This window comes from Microvirga sp. GN3 (assembly GCF_055792825.1).
Genome location: NZ_JBVVAK010000143.1, coordinates 1 through 17,880 on the forward strand (window position 1 = coordinate 1; position 17,880 = coordinate 17,880).

The 17,880-nt window shown below is 60.2% G+C and carries 19 protein-coding genes and 2 pseudogenes; 10 read left to right on the plus strand and 11 right to left on the minus strand.

Annotated features, from left to right (window positions below; translation table 11 throughout):
* Positions 1 to 492 precede the first annotated feature (492 nt).
* The 4 genes and pseudogenes from ACS5Q1_RS37760 to ACS5Q1_RS37775 form a co-directional block, all read left to right on the plus strand.
* Positions 493 to 711 carry a hypothetical protein gene (locus ACS5Q1_RS37760; RefSeq protein ID WP_473103061.1) on the plus strand — a complete coding sequence of 73 codons (219 nt, stop codon included), beginning with the start codon at positions 493 to 495 and terminating at the stop codon, positions 709 to 711.
* Between the two features lie 115 nt (positions 712 to 826).
* Positions 827 to 1,015, plus strand: a complete 189-nt coding sequence (locus ACS5Q1_RS37765; RefSeq protein WP_473103062.1) for a DUF6894 family protein — start codon at positions 827 to 829, stop codon at positions 1,013 to 1,015.
* Between the two features lie 662 nt (positions 1,016 to 1,677).
* The gene (gene otsA / locus ACS5Q1_RS37770; RefSeq protein ID WP_473103063.1) at positions 1,678 to 3,093 is read left to right on the plus strand and encodes an alpha,alpha-trehalose-phosphate synthase (UDP-forming); all 1,416 of its coding nucleotides are present in this window, start codon (positions 1,678 to 1,680) and stop codon (positions 3,091 to 3,093) included.
* Positions 3,094 to 3,203: 110 nt separating this feature from the next.
* Positions 3,204 to 3,435, plus strand: a pseudogene (locus ACS5Q1_RS37775) (SWIB/MDM2 domain-containing protein); the annotation flags it as partial.
* A 58-nt stretch (positions 3,436 to 3,493) separates the two neighbouring features.
* Here ACS5Q1_RS37775 and ACS5Q1_RS37780 read toward each other — a convergent pair.
* The 8 genes and pseudogenes from ACS5Q1_RS37780 to ACS5Q1_RS37815 all read right to left on the minus strand — a co-directional run.
* Complete coding sequence (locus ACS5Q1_RS37780) at positions 3,494 to 3,856, minus strand: hypothetical protein (RefSeq protein ID WP_473103064.1); 363 nt, start codon at positions 3,854 to 3,856, stop codon at positions 3,494 to 3,496.
* 391 nt (positions 3,857 to 4,247) lie between these two features.
* Positions 4,248 to 4,502 carry a hypothetical protein gene (locus tag ACS5Q1_RS37785; RefSeq protein ID WP_473103065.1) on the minus strand — a complete coding sequence of 85 codons (255 nt, stop codon included), beginning with the start codon at positions 4,500 to 4,502 and terminating at the stop codon, positions 4,248 to 4,250.
* A gap of 426 nt (positions 4,503 to 4,928) precedes the next feature.
* A complete protein-coding gene (locus tag ACS5Q1_RS37790) occupies positions 4,929 to 5,105 on the minus strand; it encodes a hypothetical protein (RefSeq protein WP_473103066.1) in 177 nt (58 codons plus the stop codon).
* Between the two features lie 603 nt (positions 5,106 to 5,708).
* Positions 5,709 to 5,951, minus strand: a complete 243-nt coding sequence (locus ACS5Q1_RS37795; protein ID WP_473103067.1) for a hypothetical protein — start codon at positions 5,949 to 5,951, stop codon at positions 5,709 to 5,711.
* Positions 5,952 to 6,318: 367 nt separating this feature from the next.
* Positions 6,319 to 6,609, minus strand: coding sequence for a hypothetical protein (locus ACS5Q1_RS37800; protein WP_473103068.1), 291 nt, complete (start codon positions 6,607 to 6,609; stop codon positions 6,319 to 6,321).
* Positions 6,610 to 6,745: 136 nt separating this feature from the next.
* Positions 6,746 to 7,192: a CBS domain-containing protein gene (locus ACS5Q1_RS37805; RefSeq protein WP_473103069.1), complete on the minus strand. Its 447-nt coding sequence runs from the start codon at positions 7,190 to 7,192 to the stop codon at positions 6,746 to 6,748.
* Between the two features lie 35 nt (positions 7,193 to 7,227).
* Complete coding sequence (locus tag ACS5Q1_RS37810) at positions 7,228 to 7,815, minus strand: PRC-barrel domain-containing protein (RefSeq protein WP_473103070.1); 588 nt, start codon at positions 7,813 to 7,815, stop codon at positions 7,228 to 7,230.
* Between the two features lie 132 nt (positions 7,816 to 7,947).
* Positions 7,948 to 8,040: pseudogene (locus ACS5Q1_RS37815) on the minus strand (DUF6766 family protein); the annotation flags it as partial.
* Between the two features lie 334 nt (positions 8,041 to 8,374).
* On the opposite strand from ACS5Q1_RS37815, the gene ACS5Q1_RS37820 reads away from it, so the two are divergent.
* On the plus strand, positions 8,375 to 8,920 hold the full coding sequence (locus ACS5Q1_RS37820; protein ID WP_473103071.1) for a PRC-barrel domain-containing protein: 546 nt from the start codon (positions 8,375 to 8,377) through the stop codon (positions 8,918 to 8,920).
* A 210-nt stretch (positions 8,921 to 9,130) separates the two neighbouring features.
* Here ACS5Q1_RS37820 and ACS5Q1_RS37825 read toward each other — a convergent pair whose 3' ends face one another.
* Positions 9,131 to 9,508: a hypothetical protein gene (locus ACS5Q1_RS37825; RefSeq protein WP_473103072.1), complete on the minus strand. Its 378-nt coding sequence runs from the start codon at positions 9,506 to 9,508 to the stop codon at positions 9,131 to 9,133.
* Between the two features lie 1,391 nt (positions 9,509 to 10,899).
* Between ACS5Q1_RS37825 and ACS5Q1_RS37830 the strand changes: the two genes are divergently transcribed.
* Both ACS5Q1_RS37830 and ACS5Q1_RS37835 read left to right on the plus strand, forming a co-directional pair.
* On the plus strand, positions 10,900 to 11,298 hold the full coding sequence (locus tag ACS5Q1_RS37830; RefSeq protein ID WP_473103073.1) for a hypothetical protein: 399 nt from the start codon (positions 10,900 to 10,902) through the stop codon (positions 11,296 to 11,298).
* Between the two features lie 520 nt (positions 11,299 to 11,818).
* Positions 11,819 to 12,517: an IS6 family transposase gene (locus tag ACS5Q1_RS37835; RefSeq protein WP_473103074.1), complete on the plus strand. Its 699-nt coding sequence runs from the start codon at positions 11,819 to 11,821 to the stop codon at positions 12,515 to 12,517.
* Between the two features lie 144 nt (positions 12,518 to 12,661).
* On the opposite strand, the gene ACS5Q1_RS37840 is transcribed toward ACS5Q1_RS37835, so the two are convergent.
* Positions 12,662 to 12,946 carry a hypothetical protein gene (locus tag ACS5Q1_RS37840; RefSeq protein ID WP_473103075.1) on the minus strand — a complete coding sequence of 95 codons (285 nt, stop codon included), beginning with the start codon at positions 12,944 to 12,946 and terminating at the stop codon, positions 12,662 to 12,664.
* Between the two features lie 620 nt (positions 12,947 to 13,566).
* Between ACS5Q1_RS37840 and ACS5Q1_RS37845 the strand changes: the two genes are divergently transcribed.
* From ACS5Q1_RS37845 to ACS5Q1_RS37855, 3 genes are all read left to right on the plus strand, one after another.
* Entirely contained in the window at positions 13,567 to 13,782 is a 216-nt protein-coding gene (locus ACS5Q1_RS37845; RefSeq protein WP_473103076.1) for a hypothetical protein, read from the plus strand.
* Positions 13,783 to 13,848: 66 nt separating this feature from the next.
* On the plus strand, positions 13,849 to 14,541 hold the full coding sequence (locus tag ACS5Q1_RS37850; protein ID WP_473103077.1) for a hypothetical protein: 693 nt from the start codon (positions 13,849 to 13,851) through the stop codon (positions 14,539 to 14,541).
* 280 nt (positions 14,542 to 14,821) lie between these two features.
* Complete coding sequence (locus tag ACS5Q1_RS37855) at positions 14,822 to 16,678, plus strand: ABC transporter ATP-binding protein (protein WP_473103078.1); 1,857 nt, start codon at positions 14,822 to 14,824, stop codon at positions 16,676 to 16,678.
* Between the two features lie 606 nt (positions 16,679 to 17,284).
* Here ACS5Q1_RS37855 and ACS5Q1_RS37860 read toward each other — a convergent pair.
* Entirely contained in the window at positions 17,285 to 17,641 is a 357-nt protein-coding gene (locus ACS5Q1_RS37860; RefSeq protein ID WP_473103079.1) for a lysozyme inhibitor LprI family protein, read from the minus strand.
* Positions 17,642 to 17,880: the final 239 nt, after the last annotated feature.

Genomic DNA, 17,880 nt, shown 5'->3' on the forward strand with positions numbered 1-17,880 from the left:
CCTTGGGCCCTGGCTCAGGGGCTCTGCGGCTGACCGCCCGCACGCGCCGGCCCTGGCGGGCCAGCTCGGCCACGAGGGCCCGACCGGCGCCGCCGGTGGCACCGAGGACAACGTGGTACCCTCCTGTCTCCGCCACGATCTCAATCCTCCCGAGAACGGCTGATGGCCATGACGACTCATCCTTTCCCGCGCCAAGAAGTCGATCAGGCGCCAAGGTGCACTCGAGCCTGCCCGGGACGGGGAGGTTGCAGGACGTCCTCCCTCCGGAGCTATTTAATAGCTCGAGCGCGCCATTTCGCCTTGTTGGGGTCAGAGCAAGTTCAGCAGATCTTGTTCCAGCCCCGAGATGCTGTCAGTGCCATCTTGCCCTCGCTCTCGAACTTCTGCCACGTTGCGTCGCACAAACTTGTCGCGGCCTCCTTGGCTCGAAAGCGGCACCATATGCGTTAACCTCGTCAATCAGCAGCAATGGCTGGGGAAAGGAAGAGCCACATGAGCCAGAGGTTCTGTCCACAGTGTTCCTGCGATGCAGCATCCGTCCTGAGCTTCATCACGGAGGATGGTGGCTTTGCTGCCGCTGTTCAGTGCCACGTCTGCGGCTTTGAGAAGCCCACCAGTCGTGATTTCGAGGACGAGCAGACCGCTCGCGAGGCCGCAACCCATGCTTGGCTGGAGGACGCGGAGCCCCTTCCCACAACCCCTCGCGTCTGACGTCAGCGCTTATCTCCCGTCACGAAGCCCGTGGGGCCGACCTGAACGGGCTGGCTATGCACTGACGGCCGAGAGATACGTGCGCTCTCGCCTCTGTGGCAGACGGAAGCGCCTGATGGACCGCTTCTATTTCGACACTCACGACGGCGAACATTTTACCCGCGACGAGGACGCGCACCTGTGCCAGAGTCGCAAAGCGATGCGCGGTGCCGCGAGGGAGACGAAGCGGGGGATCGAAAAATCCCGCAAGTTACTGGATCGCCCGATCGGCTCGCATCCTCCGAAACGCCCGGATCGGGAATGAATGGCAGGACCAGCCGGCCCGCAGGAGCGGCGGAATGTGGTGGGAACACCGAATCCTGTCTTGCTTCTGGGGTGCAAGTCGTCACTCCGTCTGGCGCCTGCGGCACAAGAGCGTTGCCGAACATTGAGTGCATCTCAGCGTTGTCGGGCGATCTCCATGGAGACCTCGTATGATCTGTTGTTCCAGATGATCACTGGCCTTGTTCCTGTTCCTTCTTGGGTCGTCGGCGGCTCTGGCCCATGACTGGTACCCGGCTTCCTGTTGCAGCGACAGGGATTGCCATGCGCTGTTGGAGGAGAACGGCGAAACAGTCACGGAATCCGCCAGCGGCTGGAGCCTCTGGGATGGCCGAACAGTTGCAAGAGGCATGGCCAGGCTGTCGCCCGATCAACGCTTTCACCTGCATGCGTTAAACGGCCGGGTTGATCTGCCAAGGCCGTGGAGGTGTCACCGTGCTCAGCCGAACGGAGCTGGAACCGGCGGTGGGCGAACGCTATGGCGCGATCCGGCGAGTCTGCAAGCCCTTGCTTGCCCCATACGGGCCCGGATGCTCCGGCGCCGTAGAACACGATCTGATCGCTGAGACTGTTATCACGCAGGATTGCCCTATTTGGGATGGAGTATCGTCATGGTGCCTGTCTCGGCACAGTCCGGAGAGCTTGTTGCCCCGCCTCGTCGTCGTGTCCAATCGGGTCGCAATCCCCGATGCTGCAGGCAAGGGTTCCGCCGGCGGTTTGGCGGTTGCCCTGCGCGAAGCGTTTCAGGGTCAGGAAGGTTTATGGTTCGGCTGGAGCGGGAAAGTTTCGGCCCATCCATCCGCCGAGCCCAAGATGACCGACAAGGGCAATGTGCGCTATGCCCTGATGGACCTGACCGCCACCGACCGTCAGGAATATTACAGCGGCTTCGCCAACCGGGCTCTCTGGCCCGTGATGCATTACCGGATTGGTCTGTCGGAATTCTCCCGAGCGGACTACGCCGGATATCTGCGGGTCAATCGAACCTTTGCTCGCGCGCTGGCGCGGCTGATCCAGGCGGATGATCTCATCTGGGTACACGACTACCATCTGATCCCGCTGGCAGCCGAGCTGCGGGCACTCGGCCTGGCCAATCGGATCGGCTATTTCCATCACATCCCCTGGCCAGCTCCGGAGGTGATCGGAACCTTGCCCGGAAGCCAGGACTTGCTGCGCGCGATCACGGAGTACGATCTCGTCGGCGTGCAGACCGAGCGGGATGCGGACAATCTCCGGCGCGGCATCATCCAGGAATTCGATGCCACCCAGCGCACAGCAGATGTGCTCGTTCTCGGCGGTCGCCAGACACGGGTGACGGGGTTTCCCATTGCCATCGACGTGAGTAGCTTCGAGCAGGCGGCCCGCCGCCCTGCCACGCATCGCCTGATCAGACAGACCGTCGCCAGCCTCGGCTCGCGCGGCCTCATCATCGGAATCGACCGCCTTGACTACTCGAAGGGAATCCCTGAGCGAATGGAATCCTTTGAGCGCTTTCTCATCAGCAACCCCAATCAGCGCAGCCGCGTGACCTATCTTCAAATCGCTCCGACGAGCCGCAGCGAGGTCCCCGAATATGCCTCGCTCAGCCGGACCGTGAGCGAGACCCTCGGCCGGATCAACGGGGCGCACGGCGAACCCGGCTGGGTGCCGATCCACTATGTGACGAGCGCGTATCCCCGCAGCGTGCTGGCGGGTCTGTATCGCATCGCCCGGGTGGGCCTCGTCACGCCGATGCGCGACGGCATGAATCTTGTGGCCAAGGAATATGTGGCCGCGCAGGATCCGGAGGATCCCGGCGTGCTGGTGCTGTCCAAGTTCGCCGGCGCTGCCGAGCAGCTCGGCGGCGCGCTCATCGTCAACCCCAACGACAAGTTCGAGGTGGCTGAGGCGATCAGCACGGCCCTCCACATGGAACAGGCGGAGCGGATCGCCCGCTGGCGGCGGATGATCGACGTGCTCCGGCGCTATGACATCTCCTGGTGGGCCGATGCCTTCCTGAAGGAGCTCGCGGGCCAGAGAAGAACCAGCAAGGCGCGGAGCCCGGCGCCGGTCTCGGACTAATGTCCAAGATCATCGACGCGCAGGCCAATACGACCCTTGCAAATGCCAAGTGGGCATAACAATGGAGTTGCACAATGTCAGGGTCTCAAGAAGCTCGGAAGCTGAATGCAGCTTTGATGAAGCCGTTACAGCCCTCGCCGGAATTGGCTGCCATTGTCGGCTCCCTTGCCACGCCCGGAGGCGGTGAGCAAGGTGTGGGAGTACATCAAGACACACAAGCTCCAGAACCCGCAGAACAAGCGCGAGATCATGGCGGACGAGAAGCTACAGCCGGTGTTCGGGGGCAAGAACAAGGTCAGCATGTTCGAGATGAACAAGCACCTTGCCCAGCACCTGAAATGACGCTCACGGTTGCAGGGAAGATGACTGAGGTCGTCAGTGGGAACCTCCTCTAAGCACCTCAAGGTCGGGTGATGGAGATGCAAAGCCTGCCCAACGGCGGGTCTGTGCTCTTGCTGGCAAGCTGATAGAGTTGCCCCTTTCTGGCTCGAAAGGCACAGCGCCCGTCCGAGCAGAGCTTGCCATCGAGCAGGAGAGCGGGTGGAGCGCTGTCAATGTCTTCGCTCTCGTTGACCATTCTCTTCGCGCGCGCCTGGACATCGGCGTCTTCCGGGGCCAAAAACTCAACGGCATACGGCTTCTGCAGCCCTCCACATCGCTCCGCACCGATGGCCTCGATCGTCTCGGCCGCGAACACGGGGGACGCAAACAACCCCGCGACGAGTCCGACAGCCTGAGCTCTCACTCGAAGATGATGCAACACCGGCTCTGTTCCTCCAGAGGAACACCTCTGACGCGCTGCCAGCATGTTAGCACTTCTTCACCGCTCGGGAGACATTCCTGGCACATCGGGGATGCCACTCTAGGATAAATCCGACGCAGCGTAGTCGTGCTTCTTGGAGCCTGCTCACTGCCCTGGGTGCAGGCGTGGATGAAGGTTTTGCCGATCCTCGGCCCTTCCGGCGGTGCGCGAGGATTGAAAGCAGTGATGCGCTTGGTGCGGCGTCCTGGAACAGACTTCGGGAACGAGCGTTGAAGATCGCCGATGCCCCTCCAGCCGCATCTCGGAATGCGTGTGCCTCAGGGCAGAGGGCTTCGCGTCCGATCACCATCGATCATGAGATGCTCACGACCGTGCGCCCCCGACCTGCCGTTCAACGCATCGTGCCACCCTTTTCAGCGCCCTGGCCGGTCAGCACAATGGTGTTGTCAGGGCGATGCTCGATCCAGTGGCAGGTGGCGGCATATTCGAGGCCGAGCTTGAAATCGTCGCTGCGCTGGCCCAGGCTCACCGTCCACCAGTGCCTGAGGCTCTGAATCGAGATCCCCTGCCCTTCGGCCTTGCCCAAGCCCCGCACGAGATGGCGGACAATATGGAGCGCAATGTTCTCTGCGGGTACGGCGCTCATAGCGAAGGCCTCCTGGGTTTGCGTTCGGTGTCCTGGCCGCGGGAACCCTTGTGCTGCACGTCGCCTGAAACTCTCAGTTGATGGGACTGCGTCAGCGGGTTCAGAAGACCTCTTATCATCGCATCGGGCTGGCGTTCGCAGGAAGCGATCATAAGTGCCAGTGCTATTTGGAGGAGTGACGGTTGAGGAGCCTCGCCTCAGAAGAAACGAGCAGCCAAGCCCGAAGATGCGGCCCACGGGCGAGGGTGGGATAAACTCAATCAGAGCGTAGAGCTGACGGGATAACTGTGACGAAGCGATCGCCTGGGCCATCGTTCAGGCACTCAGTCAGTTTGGCAAGGCAAAAAGTCGACGATGTTTAGACATTCTCCAGTGCCGACGGTCGGCGCCGCGAGCGAGAAATGCATCGATCCACCGCTCGAATGATCAAGGGATCGGATTGTGTGGCCCTTGGGAAATCACGATGAAGATGGCGGAGAGCACGGCCGCCAAGAGCAACCCGCCCAACAGCAGCGTGCCAAGGGGAATGTGCCGGCTCTTCCAGGATAAGCGCACCGCTTCCTTGTGCTCTGCCCGGCGTGGGTCTGGCTTTCGATCGGCCATGGTTGGCTCCATCCTTCCGGATAGGTCCCACTTTGAAATCATAACTGCCAGCGCTAGGCTTTGTTGCGGCCGAAGCGGCTTGGACACAGGAACCTCATCCATTGATCAAGGGCGGAGTTGAGCTGAGCTACCAATGTCCGACCTGTGGCTCGACACGGGCCGTTGTGTCCCCGATGCCTCATGATGGCTCGATCGTCCGCTGCGTTGACTGCAATCAGGCGCTTGGCTGCCTCAGTGACATCAGGCGGGAACTCGCGGACAAGGCCCGAGAAGACGCAAGCGCTCTCGCCAAGCGGATCTATCGACAAGGTAGAGGTATTCGACGCTCCTGAGGCCTCCCCTCAGCCTTCCACGGGCGGGCCGCCGAGGAAGCGAGCGCTGCCTCATGTTTGAAGGATGCCCTCCGCGGAAGCCCTCATCTCCGAATTCAGAGTCCGTGGTTCCCGACGATGCGTGATGGGCTCGCGACTGCGCTGTATGAGCGACATATTCGGACGGCCAGAGGCAAGGAATGGACCGCAACCTAGGTGATGCGGGGGCTGGACAGGGAAAGAGCTGGGGCCTGAGGTGGCTTGGGCAAGCGGTCCAAGCCCCAGCATCGCGTTATTTGTCACCGCTGGAAAGCTGACACTCGCCCTTCATGTGGCGCGCGATGGCTGACATTGCGTCATCGAGAGACGGGAAGTTGGCCGTCCCCATTCCGGCCAGCCTGGAATCGCGGGGTGCATCGATGACGAACAACGATGGCGAGACCGCGTTGATGGTTCCCAGGGGCCGCCCAAGTCGATCGCTCAACATCCAGGTCCCTGCCGGCTTGAGCTCGGCAGGTGTCACCACCACATCCATGGCAACTTCTCCGCTCGACGCAGAACAATGACATTCTCTGGGCAGACCGGAAAGAGGCTGTCGAAGCGGAACGCTCCGTAAGATGGCTGTCATGAGGGCCTGGAACTCTTCGTCGGCTCTTCAGCGCGGGAGAACCCGTTCATGCGGGAAGGTAGAGTCAACGAACTGGTCAGGCAGTCTCACATGAGATGCAAATGGTCTCAAATGAAATGCCATGTTTTGCACAACGGTCTCAGCTAAGCCATTGATCTGTCAGCGACCGCCAGTCCCATCATGAAGCGTGAATCGACAGCATCAACCTACAAGCCTGTGGCAAGCTCACGCAGCCGTCCCCCTGACCTGTTCAAAACCTTGCCTCCTGGGCTTCTCACAGGGACGGCCGTTTGGGATATCTGAAGCGTTTCTCGAAGGCGTGGGGATGGCCGACGAGGAGCGAGGCTTCGGCCGGGAGCTCGCCGTCACCGGTCCGCTCGAACCCTGCTAATGTGGTCAGAAGAACCGCATTCGGGAGGCTCGCGTAGAGCGTCGTGGCACCGGGGCCGGAGGTGGCCACCAGCATCATCTGGCCCGGGCACCCGAGCTTCACGAACAGGCTTTCGAACTGATCCTGGGCCTCGTTCCACTCGCCCGGGGCGATGATCCTGCGTGCCCAGATCATTGAGCGCCTCCCGGCCCACTTGGTCGCGCCGAAAAACAGAAGGCCGTCGACGGCATTGTCCTCAGTCAGCCTGTCTCTCGGACGTCATCAGATCACCGGGGAGGGACTCTGTGACGGCCCCTCCCCGTATACCAACTCACGTGCGCGATCCGCCGGTCTGGCTGTGCTGGCCACCCGGCTGCGAGATGCCGGCGACCGCCTCGCCGGCTTTGCCGGCCTCATCCGTCACCGCCATGTCGCCGAGCGAGATGATGCCGACCAGGCGCTTGTCGCGGTCGAGCACCGGCAGGCGGCGAACCTGGATGTCGGCCATGTTGCGGGCCACGTCCTCGGTGTCGTCATCCTCGTAGCAGTACTTCACGTCCTCGGTCATCACCTCGCGGATCGCTGTGTCGGGTCCCTTGCCTTCGGCGACGGCCCGCATCGCGATGTCGCGGTCGGTGGTCATGCCGACCAGCCGGTCACCCTCGCGCACCGGCATGATGCCGGCATCCAGTTCGGCCATCAGCTTCGCCGCATCGCGGATGGTCTGGGTCGGCTCGATCAGCCGGACGTCCCGTGTCATGACTTCACTGACTTTCATGGCTTCCTCCTCTTGAGTGCCTCTGTCAGGCTTGGTTACGGCGGTTCAGACCGGCCCGTGGGTAAGTCACGCCAGTAGTCCCGCATCTCCTGTTCACGTTTCGTGTCGGGCCAGACCTCGTCATCGCCGTAGAAGGCGGGAGCGCCGCGGACCTGCTCTTCGGTGATGTCGGTGCGATAGCCCTCAAGCTGGGTGTCATAGGAGAGCTTCGCCCAGGGGATGGTGTGATGGTGGACCCCAAATCCCAGGAAACCGCCGAAGGTCACGTCGACGTAAACCACTCGCCCGCTTACCTTCTCGATCAGCAACCGCTTGATGGTGCCGATCCGGTGCCCCTGGAGATCGGACACCGCGGTGCCCTCGACACGGTCGCTCTCGATGACGGGCTTGGATGACGCGTGCTGGGGGATCGGGCCCCAGAGATAGCAGCCATTCTCCACGATCCCGAATGCGACGACGGACTGGACGACGTCCAGAGGCCAAGGCTCATCCGGGGCGATCTGCTGCTCCAGGGTCCAGGGCCCGTCCGAGGCAGGGAGCGTCGCACCGTCCGGATCGCCGGTGATGCCACGCAGGTCAGGGGCCGTTGCCGAGTGGAACACGTAATACGTGGTTCGTCTCATGAGCACCTCCCTCCGTGCGGGATGGTTAGCCCTTGATCCGTGATCAGGATGAAAACGCAGTGGCCGGTCCTTCAGGTCCGGTCCCGAAGACAAACCTGACCGAGCGCGATCAAGCCTGGTGGCATGCGGGGCCGCGACAGGCTTCGACTCCGGTGAGCCGCGATCGCGCAGGTCGATGCCGAGCACCAGCAGCACCGCGATGGACAGGAACTCACTCTGCCAGTTCCGGCAGCTCTCGTGAGATGCAAGGTGCCGTTGATGCGACGTTCATCAGCAATAGCCGCCAGACTTGATCAAGTCTGAGTGCGTCCGGTGGCCTCCGGTTTTCGGCGCTTTCGCCACCGACTGGGTGTGATGCGAAGGAAAGCCGTGCCCCACGTGCCCGATCATTGCGGCCAACCGCAAGGCCAGGGACGTCATGGACAAGGAAACAAGGGCGAGGCTCATGCGGGCCTGGAATGCCTACGGTTGATCAGCCCTGTCCCCGGCAGAACCAAGCGACTCGCGCTGCGTTAGCCGGACATGGTCCTCGGAAGATCGTCCCTGAAGGAGATCGTCCATGAAAACAAAGTTGCTTGCCACCGGCCTGCTCTCCTCCACTCTGCTGGCCTCCATAGCCATCGCTCAGGGGCAGCCTCCAGCTCCTCCCGCAGGCAATGCGCAGCTCCCCATTGGTTCGACGGATGCTCGACCCGCGGACAGTCGGTTCATCACTCAGGAAGGGAGCCAGGGCGTTCTACGCCTCACGGATGTCATTGGCCAGAATGCCGTTGGGACCGACAACAAGACCATCGGTGAGATCGAGGACGTTGTGCTGAACCATGACGGCAAGGTGGCCGCCTATATCGTCAAGGTGAGCGGCACTCCAGGCATCGGCAGCCGGGCAGTTGCGGTTCCGGTCCACGCGGTTGAGATCGATCCTGTCGGCATGACGGCAACGACCGGAACAATCCAAAGCGAGGGATTGCCTGCGAGCACCGCCGAAGGACAGAAGGCGAGAAGCGAGATGCAGATCAGCCGCGTTCTCACGCCCGGCAAGATCATTGTGATGATCCCCGCGGATCAGCTCAAGTCAGCTCCGGCCTTCGACAGGAATGGACCCTGACAGGGTTAGATCAAGCCTGGTGGCTTTTGCTCCCGAATGCCGGACTTATAGGTGTTCGCACATTGTCGATACTGTTGATGGATCACCGAGGCTCTGCTGACGGAGTTGCGAAGAAAACCCTGTACACAATCGTTCGCGATCCGCCTTTTGCTTCAGGCAAGAACATTGACGCGCGCGGAAAGCCCCTCGATTGGCTTCCGATAAGCCCCTTTATGGCACTGAGTTGGGTCGCGAGCTACGGAAGGAAAATTTCTGACCTAAGTGTTGCTCGCTGCCGCTATGACAAACTGCTTGTTCGCGCTCTCCGAGAGTCAGCGCATTCACGGTACTTACCAGAGCTACATCCCGGTAGGTGACACGGAGGATGAAGTGGGTGATCCGCCCGTCACAAACTTGATGGAAGGCGAGCCAGATCTGCTTGCCACGCATGTTCATATCATCCAGGTCGAGGAGGACCGCTGCTGGGAACGTCGCGTGCTGGAAGACAAGGAACAGGATGTCGACGCTGTCGGGGTGCCCTTCCGACATGACAGTAATTAACTCGCCCATGCTGGCATCGGCCGACAGCCTGACGCGGGCGGTTCTCATCCTAATCCTGCACCCCGGTTTTATGAGGAGCAGAATAGAGCTCATGGCCGAGCCGGACGACCCCCTCTTAATGGTTGATCAGATAGGAGCGTAGTTTCCGATAAGCGGCGTGATGAACCTTGAGCGACAATCACAGCTCTCGGCCCGAGCTACCTCGAAAATCTGCCCGAACTCCCTCGAAAGGCGGCCTCACGTTGGAGAAGCCTGAGGCTAAACTGGACGTATTGCGGGTGAAGCAGGCGACATCGAGGAACCACCTCGTTTGGCGGCGGGGCAGCACCGTCCCACCCGCTCCGCATCTCTGGCCTGAGGCGAAGGTGAAACCTTCCTTGTCAGCGGTCGTTGAGTTAGCGGCCAACAGCACACGGGACCTGAGATGCTTCTCCCACCCTCTGGCATCTCGGGTTCCTTTTCGTTGAGCCTCGTGTCCATCGGGCCCGGGCCGCGCCACGCGTGAATGACTGCAAATTTCCGAGAAGGCCGTTTATGGAACCGTTATAAACTCGCGGTTGGCACATGCCTGCGCTAGGGACACTGACTAAAAAGCAAACACCCCAACGTAAGCAGAACTAAAACATACCCGAAGGCTACAACTGGCGTGTAGAGCATCACGATCCCAATCCGTGCCCACGGATTGATAGGAAGTAGGAGGCAGAAAATCGCCCCAAGAGCCACTGGGAGCCAGTAGAACCAACGATGATAGTAGGCCGATATGCCCAGTATGCCCCACTGGCCCCAACTGCTCCACCGGTCGAACCCAACTTCAGCCAATACAGCCACTACGCCGACCAAGGGCGCAATAAATATTCCCACAAGTGCGACTGATAAGCGTCGTTCCACAACTGCTCTCTCGGCTTGGATGCACAGTGCTCCAGGCAAGATCAGGCTGGAGGCTTGGAATGTCACCTAGGCCATGCGGCCTAATTCCGATAATGCCCTTTTTGACAAGCAGAGAACAGCGCGGAGAGGCTCGGCCGCTCAAAAGTTCATGAGGCGGAAAGGCTACCAGAGGAACCGGCCGGGGCTGTATGGATCAAAGGACAAATTGAAGAACAGGTATCCGGCCACCAAAGCCAGGAGGCCCACGCTCAGAAGGGCGAGAAGGAGCAGGATGATGCGGCTCCTTCTCTCATTTCGAAACAAGGCATAACGCTCATCTTGCATGGGTTATCCCCGAGCTTGCCTAGCTTTATCAGCCTCGCGGACGCGCGAGAAGATAGTCCAGAATTTCCGATAAGGTCGAGTATGGAACGTCGTCCGCCTACGAGGTCGAGGCGGCGAGGCTCTGGAGGCCGTCGCCCGGGCGAAGCAGCGGTGGGGCTATCGCGATCTGTAATTGCCAAGGATTGGCCCCACTGGGCGCGTAGCCCAGAAACATGGCTGAACAGAACATGCAATCTCTCGATGCGGCAGTCGAGGAGACGATTGAACTGACCAATCAGGTCATTGAGCAGACCCGCGCCGAAATCACTCGCTCGCAGGCCTTGAGCCAAGCCGAAGCCGATCTTGCGCAGGCCATCGAGCAGATCGCCGAGGAACATGGCGCTTCCGCTGATGGGGAAAAAGCCATGAGTGGCAACTGGTCCCCAATCAGCACCGCGCCACGCGACGGAACGCCCGTGATCCTCTGGATGGTTGAGGACGATGACCCGCCTGTTCTTCCTCTGACCGTGGGATTTTGGATCTTCAGCCCTCGAGGACTCATGGGCTATTGGCAGATCTTCGGAGATCCCCCGCGCTTGTGCTCCGACAGCCAAATCCGCGGCTGGCAGCCACTTCTTCGGGAGTAGGAAGAATGTTCGCGTAATTCGCAGAAATCAACATAGAACGGCGAACAAGCGGTGGCAGGGTTGTCTGGGTTTCTGTCTTAAGACAGCAGTGTTTCGGGAGGCGCTTCCTCGAAGCAGCGGCAATGGTGTTCCTCGCAGCCTAGTTCGTCTTCGATCAGGATTTTAGACGCCTTTTGCTCAGCACATCTGGCCTCAACGCGCTCAAAAACAAACAACTCTGCCTGGGACCTTCCTACAAAGCCTCCAACAAGCTTATCGTCGCAGAAAATCAACCAAGTACCATCGCGGCCGACGATTTTGTAGGTAGCGTGAAATTGCGGCAAAGACGGCCTCGAAATCGTGGAGGACGGCAGGCGGAAAACTGCCTCACCTTGTAGGCCGACAACAGTGCCTCGTCAGTCGGATACTCGACAATTCACACTGGCCCGAGGCGGTTTAATCGGGAACAGAGCCGGCGCTGGGCTTCTTTGCATTAACTTTGGCGGTGTAATTCGGAGTGGCCAGTCGAGGAGCCGTCCGGTTGTCTCTGTTCAAGCGCCGCCGCTTACCGGTTACGACCATCCTTCTATGCGTGCGCTGGTACTGTAAGTATGGGATCAGCTATCGCGATCTCGCAGAGATGATGCAGGAACGCGGGATTGCCGTTGACCCATCCATGATCTTCCGTTGGGTTCAGCGCTATGCTCCGGAGATCGAGAAGCGGCTCCGATTCTACCAAGGACCTCGCTCAGGTTCCTGGAGGGTGGACGAGACCTATGTCCGCGTAGGCGGCAACTGGAAATGCTTGTTCCGTGCGGTCGACAAGCACGGTCAGTTGATCGCCTTCATGCTGTCCGATCGCCGTAATACCAGCGCCGCTTACCGCTTCTTGCGTAAAGCCCTCGAGGCGATGAGCAACTACCCGCCATCATCTATCACGACGGATAAACTGGCGTCGTATGCCACGGCCATCCTGCGCCTGCAGAATGAAGGGCTGCTGTCGAATGGTGTGGAGCACCACACCTCGAAATACTTGAACAACATCATTGAGGCGGATCATAGTGCGCTCAAGCGCGTGATCCGTCCGACGCGCGGCTTTCAGACAATGAAAGCCGCTGCCGCGACCCTGAAGGGTTTTGAAATCATGCACATGATCCGCCGCGGACCTTGCATCCAGCGGGACCGTCGAGCGACAGGAGAAGTCCGTCTCGTCAATCAGCTCTTCGGTCTTGCGGCCTGAGCGACCCGTTCGACAGGGTTCATTGTGCCTAGTCCAAGTTACTGCAACAGTGCCGTTCAAAGGCTCCGAATACATGCATGAGTCCGTATCCTTCTCACGTTGAGAAGGACTGTAGAGCATGCCCGCTTCGCCGCCTGTGCATCATTATGAGCAGGACCCGATCCGCCAATCCGCAAGCGGGGGATCGCTGAACGTCAGTCCTGTTGGAACGCATTCTGGACGGCTCGTGCCTGTTCCCGAAAGGGCCTGAGGAGCAATGGAGCCGGTTACTGCCGGATCGGTTATCGTATCGAACTTCTGAAACCAGAGGTGATGCTGCCACGTGGTATCAGAAATAGTGTTCTCGGTTGTCGTGCTCTCGGCAGCGGCAACGGACAGAGTGAGGCTTGCCAGGAACACTGCTGCTGCGGAAATCCTGAAGCCAATCATGGGCGCCTCCACAGTCGGACCGAAGATACAATCCTTCCAAGCGGGTCAGCGTTCCCGGAGGACACGTCGCACAATACTGATTGTCTTCAAGCGGGGCCGCATCCCCGCTCGCGTGAGCGGAAAGGCGGGGTGTGGTGAAGCGGACCGAAACAGTCCGGACGGAACCTAAGGGTCAGCATCCGGAGTAGATCCCCGTGTGATGTTTTTCGTCTTCTGACCCCCAGGCACGTTGCCGTGCCTCGTCCCTTTCGCGGGCGGCTTGAACAAGAGCATCCGTTTCCTCGGCCGTGTAGGAGAGCATAAGGAAACGTGGGGCAACCACATCGCCCGTAGCCTTAGCTGTTATTGCACCGCGGTCGATTTGGCTTGGTCGCAGCCTCCCGGAGGCAACCCTCTCACTGCCTGCCCCACGAAACCTCATGCTCTCGATTGCAAGCCCGGTTGATGAGACGGCAAACCCAATTCTTGATCATTCGGGGGACGCTGTGGAAACCAGCCGAATTTGGCCGTATTGTTTTACGGGCCCTATTCAACGGAGCAGGCCCATGCGCGCTTTGGACCGTTTGGCATTAATCAGCACGTGTCTTGCAAGCACCGTTGTCATTGTGACGACCGCGCCAATGTTCCAGCACATCGTGCCGTGGGCAAGCACGCCGCCTGAGCATCGAGGGCGCGAGCAGGCCATCATCCAACCCATCGACCTCTCCCGTCTCACGCCACAGCTTCGCCAAGCGATTGCGAACGCCCGAGAGGAGGGGCTCGGCCATGCCCGCGTGGAACTCGGCAAACTGCACGCCCGCATGATGGGCAAGGTCGATGGCGAGTTCCTGGACTGATATTTTGGCTATTTCACGCAGCAGCGCCTCGCGTGGGGATATGCTGTCAATGCAGCCACGAGTTGGGTGACGGGCGGGGACGCTGACGGGGATCTGCAAGCTCAGATCGCCCAGGAATTCGGCCTGCGCGTCATCCCGGCCGGCCTCCTCGACGAGGAACTGCAAAGGATCTCCAGGCAGTCCGTGACCGTGTTCCTCACCTCTCTTCAGGATCATCTGCACCGCATTTCCAACCAGTATGAGATTCCACCCGCACAGTGGGATGCCTACCTGGACAGCATCGCCACGACGGTGAGCCAGACAGAGGGAGGGCGCAGCGTGCCCTTGACGCTCAAAACGTTTTCGGCGGGCTTGGTTCTGAGTGGCGCAACGGTGGTGACGAACCTAGCGCCCGTCGTGTCGGCTCAACTCGCTCGGACTGCCGTTGTTGCGGGAGCGACCCGCGCAACCGGGGCTCTCACAGCCTCAGTCGCACGCCAGGGTGCTGCGGTCTTGGGGCGGCAGGCGGCAACGCGAGGTGTTGCGGCAGCCGCTGGCTCGTGGGGCGCTCTCACAGGAGGGGCAGTCACTCTCGGCCTTCTGGCGTGGGACGTGTGGGATCATCGGAACACTGTCGCCGAAAACAGGCCCTTGTTGCGCAACAACATCGACCACTTCCTTCGCTCCTACGAGGCTGGCCTTCTTGAGCCGAGTGGTATGGTGGGCGGCATTCTCTACGACCTGGAAAATAAGATCGCGACCAATATTGCGAGTACGTAACCTGCCAGCCCCCGAAATGGTGCATCCTGGTGTCCCACTATGAGGTTGCCCGATGCCAGGGATAGAGGCACTGTTGCATAAATTGCGTGAGGCACACTCCGTAGTATGCCTTCTGGCCGCAATCGCCACTACATCCTGTGGCTTGACAGGTTAATGCAACAGAGTCTCCGCGACAGCCCGGTGGCCATGAGGAAACCAGCCGCACCGCGTCAGAAGATATCCCAACTTCGAGAGCTGTAGCGCGGCTCGCCGGCTGAGCTGACGACCCCATCTTTAGAGCATGGCCAATTCAGCTGTACCCTCCAGCCTGTCCTTGCGCGAGCGGCTGGGCGCCCTTCGTCACCTTCCATCCCTGTTTCGTCTGGTGTGGCTGGCGAGCCCGGCCCTCACGGCCGCTAGCCTCGGGCTGCGGCTGGCTCGCGCGGCGCTTCCCATCCTAGTGCTTTATGTCGGCAAGCTCATCATCGACGAGGTTGTCGCCCAGATAAGATTGCCCTCACCAGGGTTGACCCTCGCCGATTGGATTGACAGCGGCCGACTCAACGCGCTCGGCGGGCTGATCGTGCTGGAACTGGCCTTGGCCATTGCTGCCGATCTTCTCGGCCGAGCCAGCACCCTTGTCGATAGTCTCCTGTCCGAACGCTACAGCAACTTCGCCAGCGTGCGCCTGATGGAACATGCGACGACGCTTGATCTCGAACAGTTCGAGAGCAGTGATCAGCAGGACCGCTTGGAGCGTGCGCGCCGTCAGGTCACCGGCCGAACCACCCTCCTGACCCAGGTTTTCGGTCAGGTACAGGATGTTCTCACCATCCTCCCTCTCGCGGCCGGTCTGATCGCCTATGCGCCATGGCTGCTTGGCCTGATCTTTCTTGCTCTCCTGCCGGCTTTTCTCGGTGAGGTTCACTTCAACGCACAAGGATATCGGCTCAACTATTTCCGCACACCGGAGCGGTGGCAACTCGACTACATTCGCTATCTTGGCTCCAGCGTCGAGACCGCCAAGGAGATCAAGCTATTTGGCCTCAACTCCTTCCTGGTTGGACGCTTCCAAGCATTTGCGGAACGCATGTATACCGACAACCGGTGGCTTGCCATCCGCCGAGCAGCCTGGGGCGGGCTCTTTGCAGCGCTCGCGTCCCTGGCGTACTACCTGGCCTATGCTCTCATTGTATGGCGGACGGTTCGGGGTGAATTCAGTATTGGCGACCTGACATTTCTGACCGGGTCATTCTTACGGCTGCGGGGGCTCCTAGAGGGATTGCTGCTGGGGTTTTCACAGATTGCAGGTCAGGCGCTGTACCTGGAGGACCTATTCTCATTCTTCGATGTCCGACCGGGCATCGCATCACGGCCAAATGCGTATCCGTTCCCGCGGCCCCTGCAATCAGGCATCGAATTCGAGAATGTAGGATTCCGGTACCCGGACTCAGACCAATGGGCGGTCCGTGACCTCAACCTGACGCTGCAGGCCGGTGAGGTCGTGGCGTTAGTCGGCGAGAACGGAGCTGGAAAGACCACGATCGTGAAGCTTCTCGCCAGACTCTACGATCCGACCGAGGGACGCATTCTTCTCGACGGGCGCGACCTGCGTGACTACGACTTGGCAGATCTCCGAGGTCATATTGGCATCATTTTCCAGGACTTTGTAAGATTCCACTTCACGGCGGCCGAGAACATTGGAGCAGGTCGTATTGAGGCATCTGACGATCGCGACCGCATCCAGCACGCGGCGGAGCGAAGCCTTGCAGATCCCGTTATCGCCCGTTTGCCCCGAGGCTACGACCAACCACTGGGAAAGAGGTTTCATGAGGGCTCAGACCTGTCCGGAGGCGAATGGCAGAAGATCGCGATCGCACGGGCTTACATGCGCGAGGCCGACGTGTTGACCCTCGATGAGCCGACGGCTGCTCTCGATGCCCGAGCGGAGTACGATGTCTTCCAGCGGTTCCGCGACCTTAGCCGCGGCAAGACCGCGATCCTGATCTCGCACCGCTTCTCGACAGTCCGCATGGCTGATCGCATCCTTGTTCTTGAGAATGGGCGCGTTGCGGAAGCTGGTGCACACGAAGACCTCGTCGCATCCGGCGGGCGCTATGCCGAACTGTTCGAGTTGCAGGCATCAGGCTACCGATAAGCGCTCAACAATTATTTGTACGGACCCATGTTGGACTTGCTTCGGGAAACGGCTGTCACTAAGCATCTTGGCGTGAGATAGCCGATTCAACGACTTCAGTGACTTGATAGTGGGGCTGAGACAGAAGCTTGGGCATTTAACGCGAGATTCTCGTTCCCGTTGAGCATTTAACCTGAGACTTCGGCGCACAAACGTTGTCTTGATTTGGAGCGAAGTGAGCCTGGCGGGGCAACAGTCACTCGGAGCGTTTGATCGCTGCTCAATGCCAAACAGCGCATCGGGTTAGCCGGAATAGAGCAAGGCAGGGGAATTTCCCGAAGCCGTCTTGCATGGGCAGAGTTAACTTGAGGTTCCAAGGCCTCAGAGTCTCACGCCAAGATGTCAATGGCTGCTTCAAAATCGGGAATCTCACGCCAAAGTGCCTTAGCGATATTAGCCCCTGCTCGTCGGCGAGCTGCTGGGCCCAGGCCGTGATCTCGTCTTCCGCGAACAGCGACGTGGCCATCGAGCGTCTCCTCACGCATGAGAGAGGAGACCCTGCCGATCCAATGTGATGGAATGGCGATGGGTCGGATCTTGTCGGGTGAAGGTCCATGTCGGCTGTGGTCAGAATGGTCCCCGCTTGGCGAGCGCCTCAAATCCATTCCGCAGCTGGCGGATCCGGTCGTCATAAGCCTTGCTCACGCAGGCACGATCATCTCCGCAGTTGGCCCGCCGTTTGAGCCAGGCGGCCTGCTCATCCTCCATGTCGCCGCGGGCGCCCATGCCAAGAAGCGGCTTGAGCTGGGTGTAGAGGACGGACATCTCGACGTCTGCATCATTGAGCTGACGATCGGCGCAGATGGTCTTTTCGTCGGGTGCCGCGGCCTTGGCACAGTCGAAGCTGGCAGCCTGCGTCGGCTGCCAGGCCGCCGACAGCAAGAGCGTGGAGAGCGCGGCGAGGTAGAGAGAGTTCCTGGTCATCGGATGATCCTCGGAAACCTAACTGCCGAGAGAACTGCGCCAGGCGATAGAGGCTCCCGGTCCAAAGAGCCCGATTGGAAGAAGGGTTAACCAAGAGTAAGGCAGGGCGATCCCTGATAGGCCATGTCCGGAAAGATCCTCAACTGGAGCACATTGGCCATTTCCTCGTGGGCGACAGACCCTACCTACCTCGGTCGCTTGCGCTACCGCCGAGGACAGGAATGACAGAAGAGAGTAAC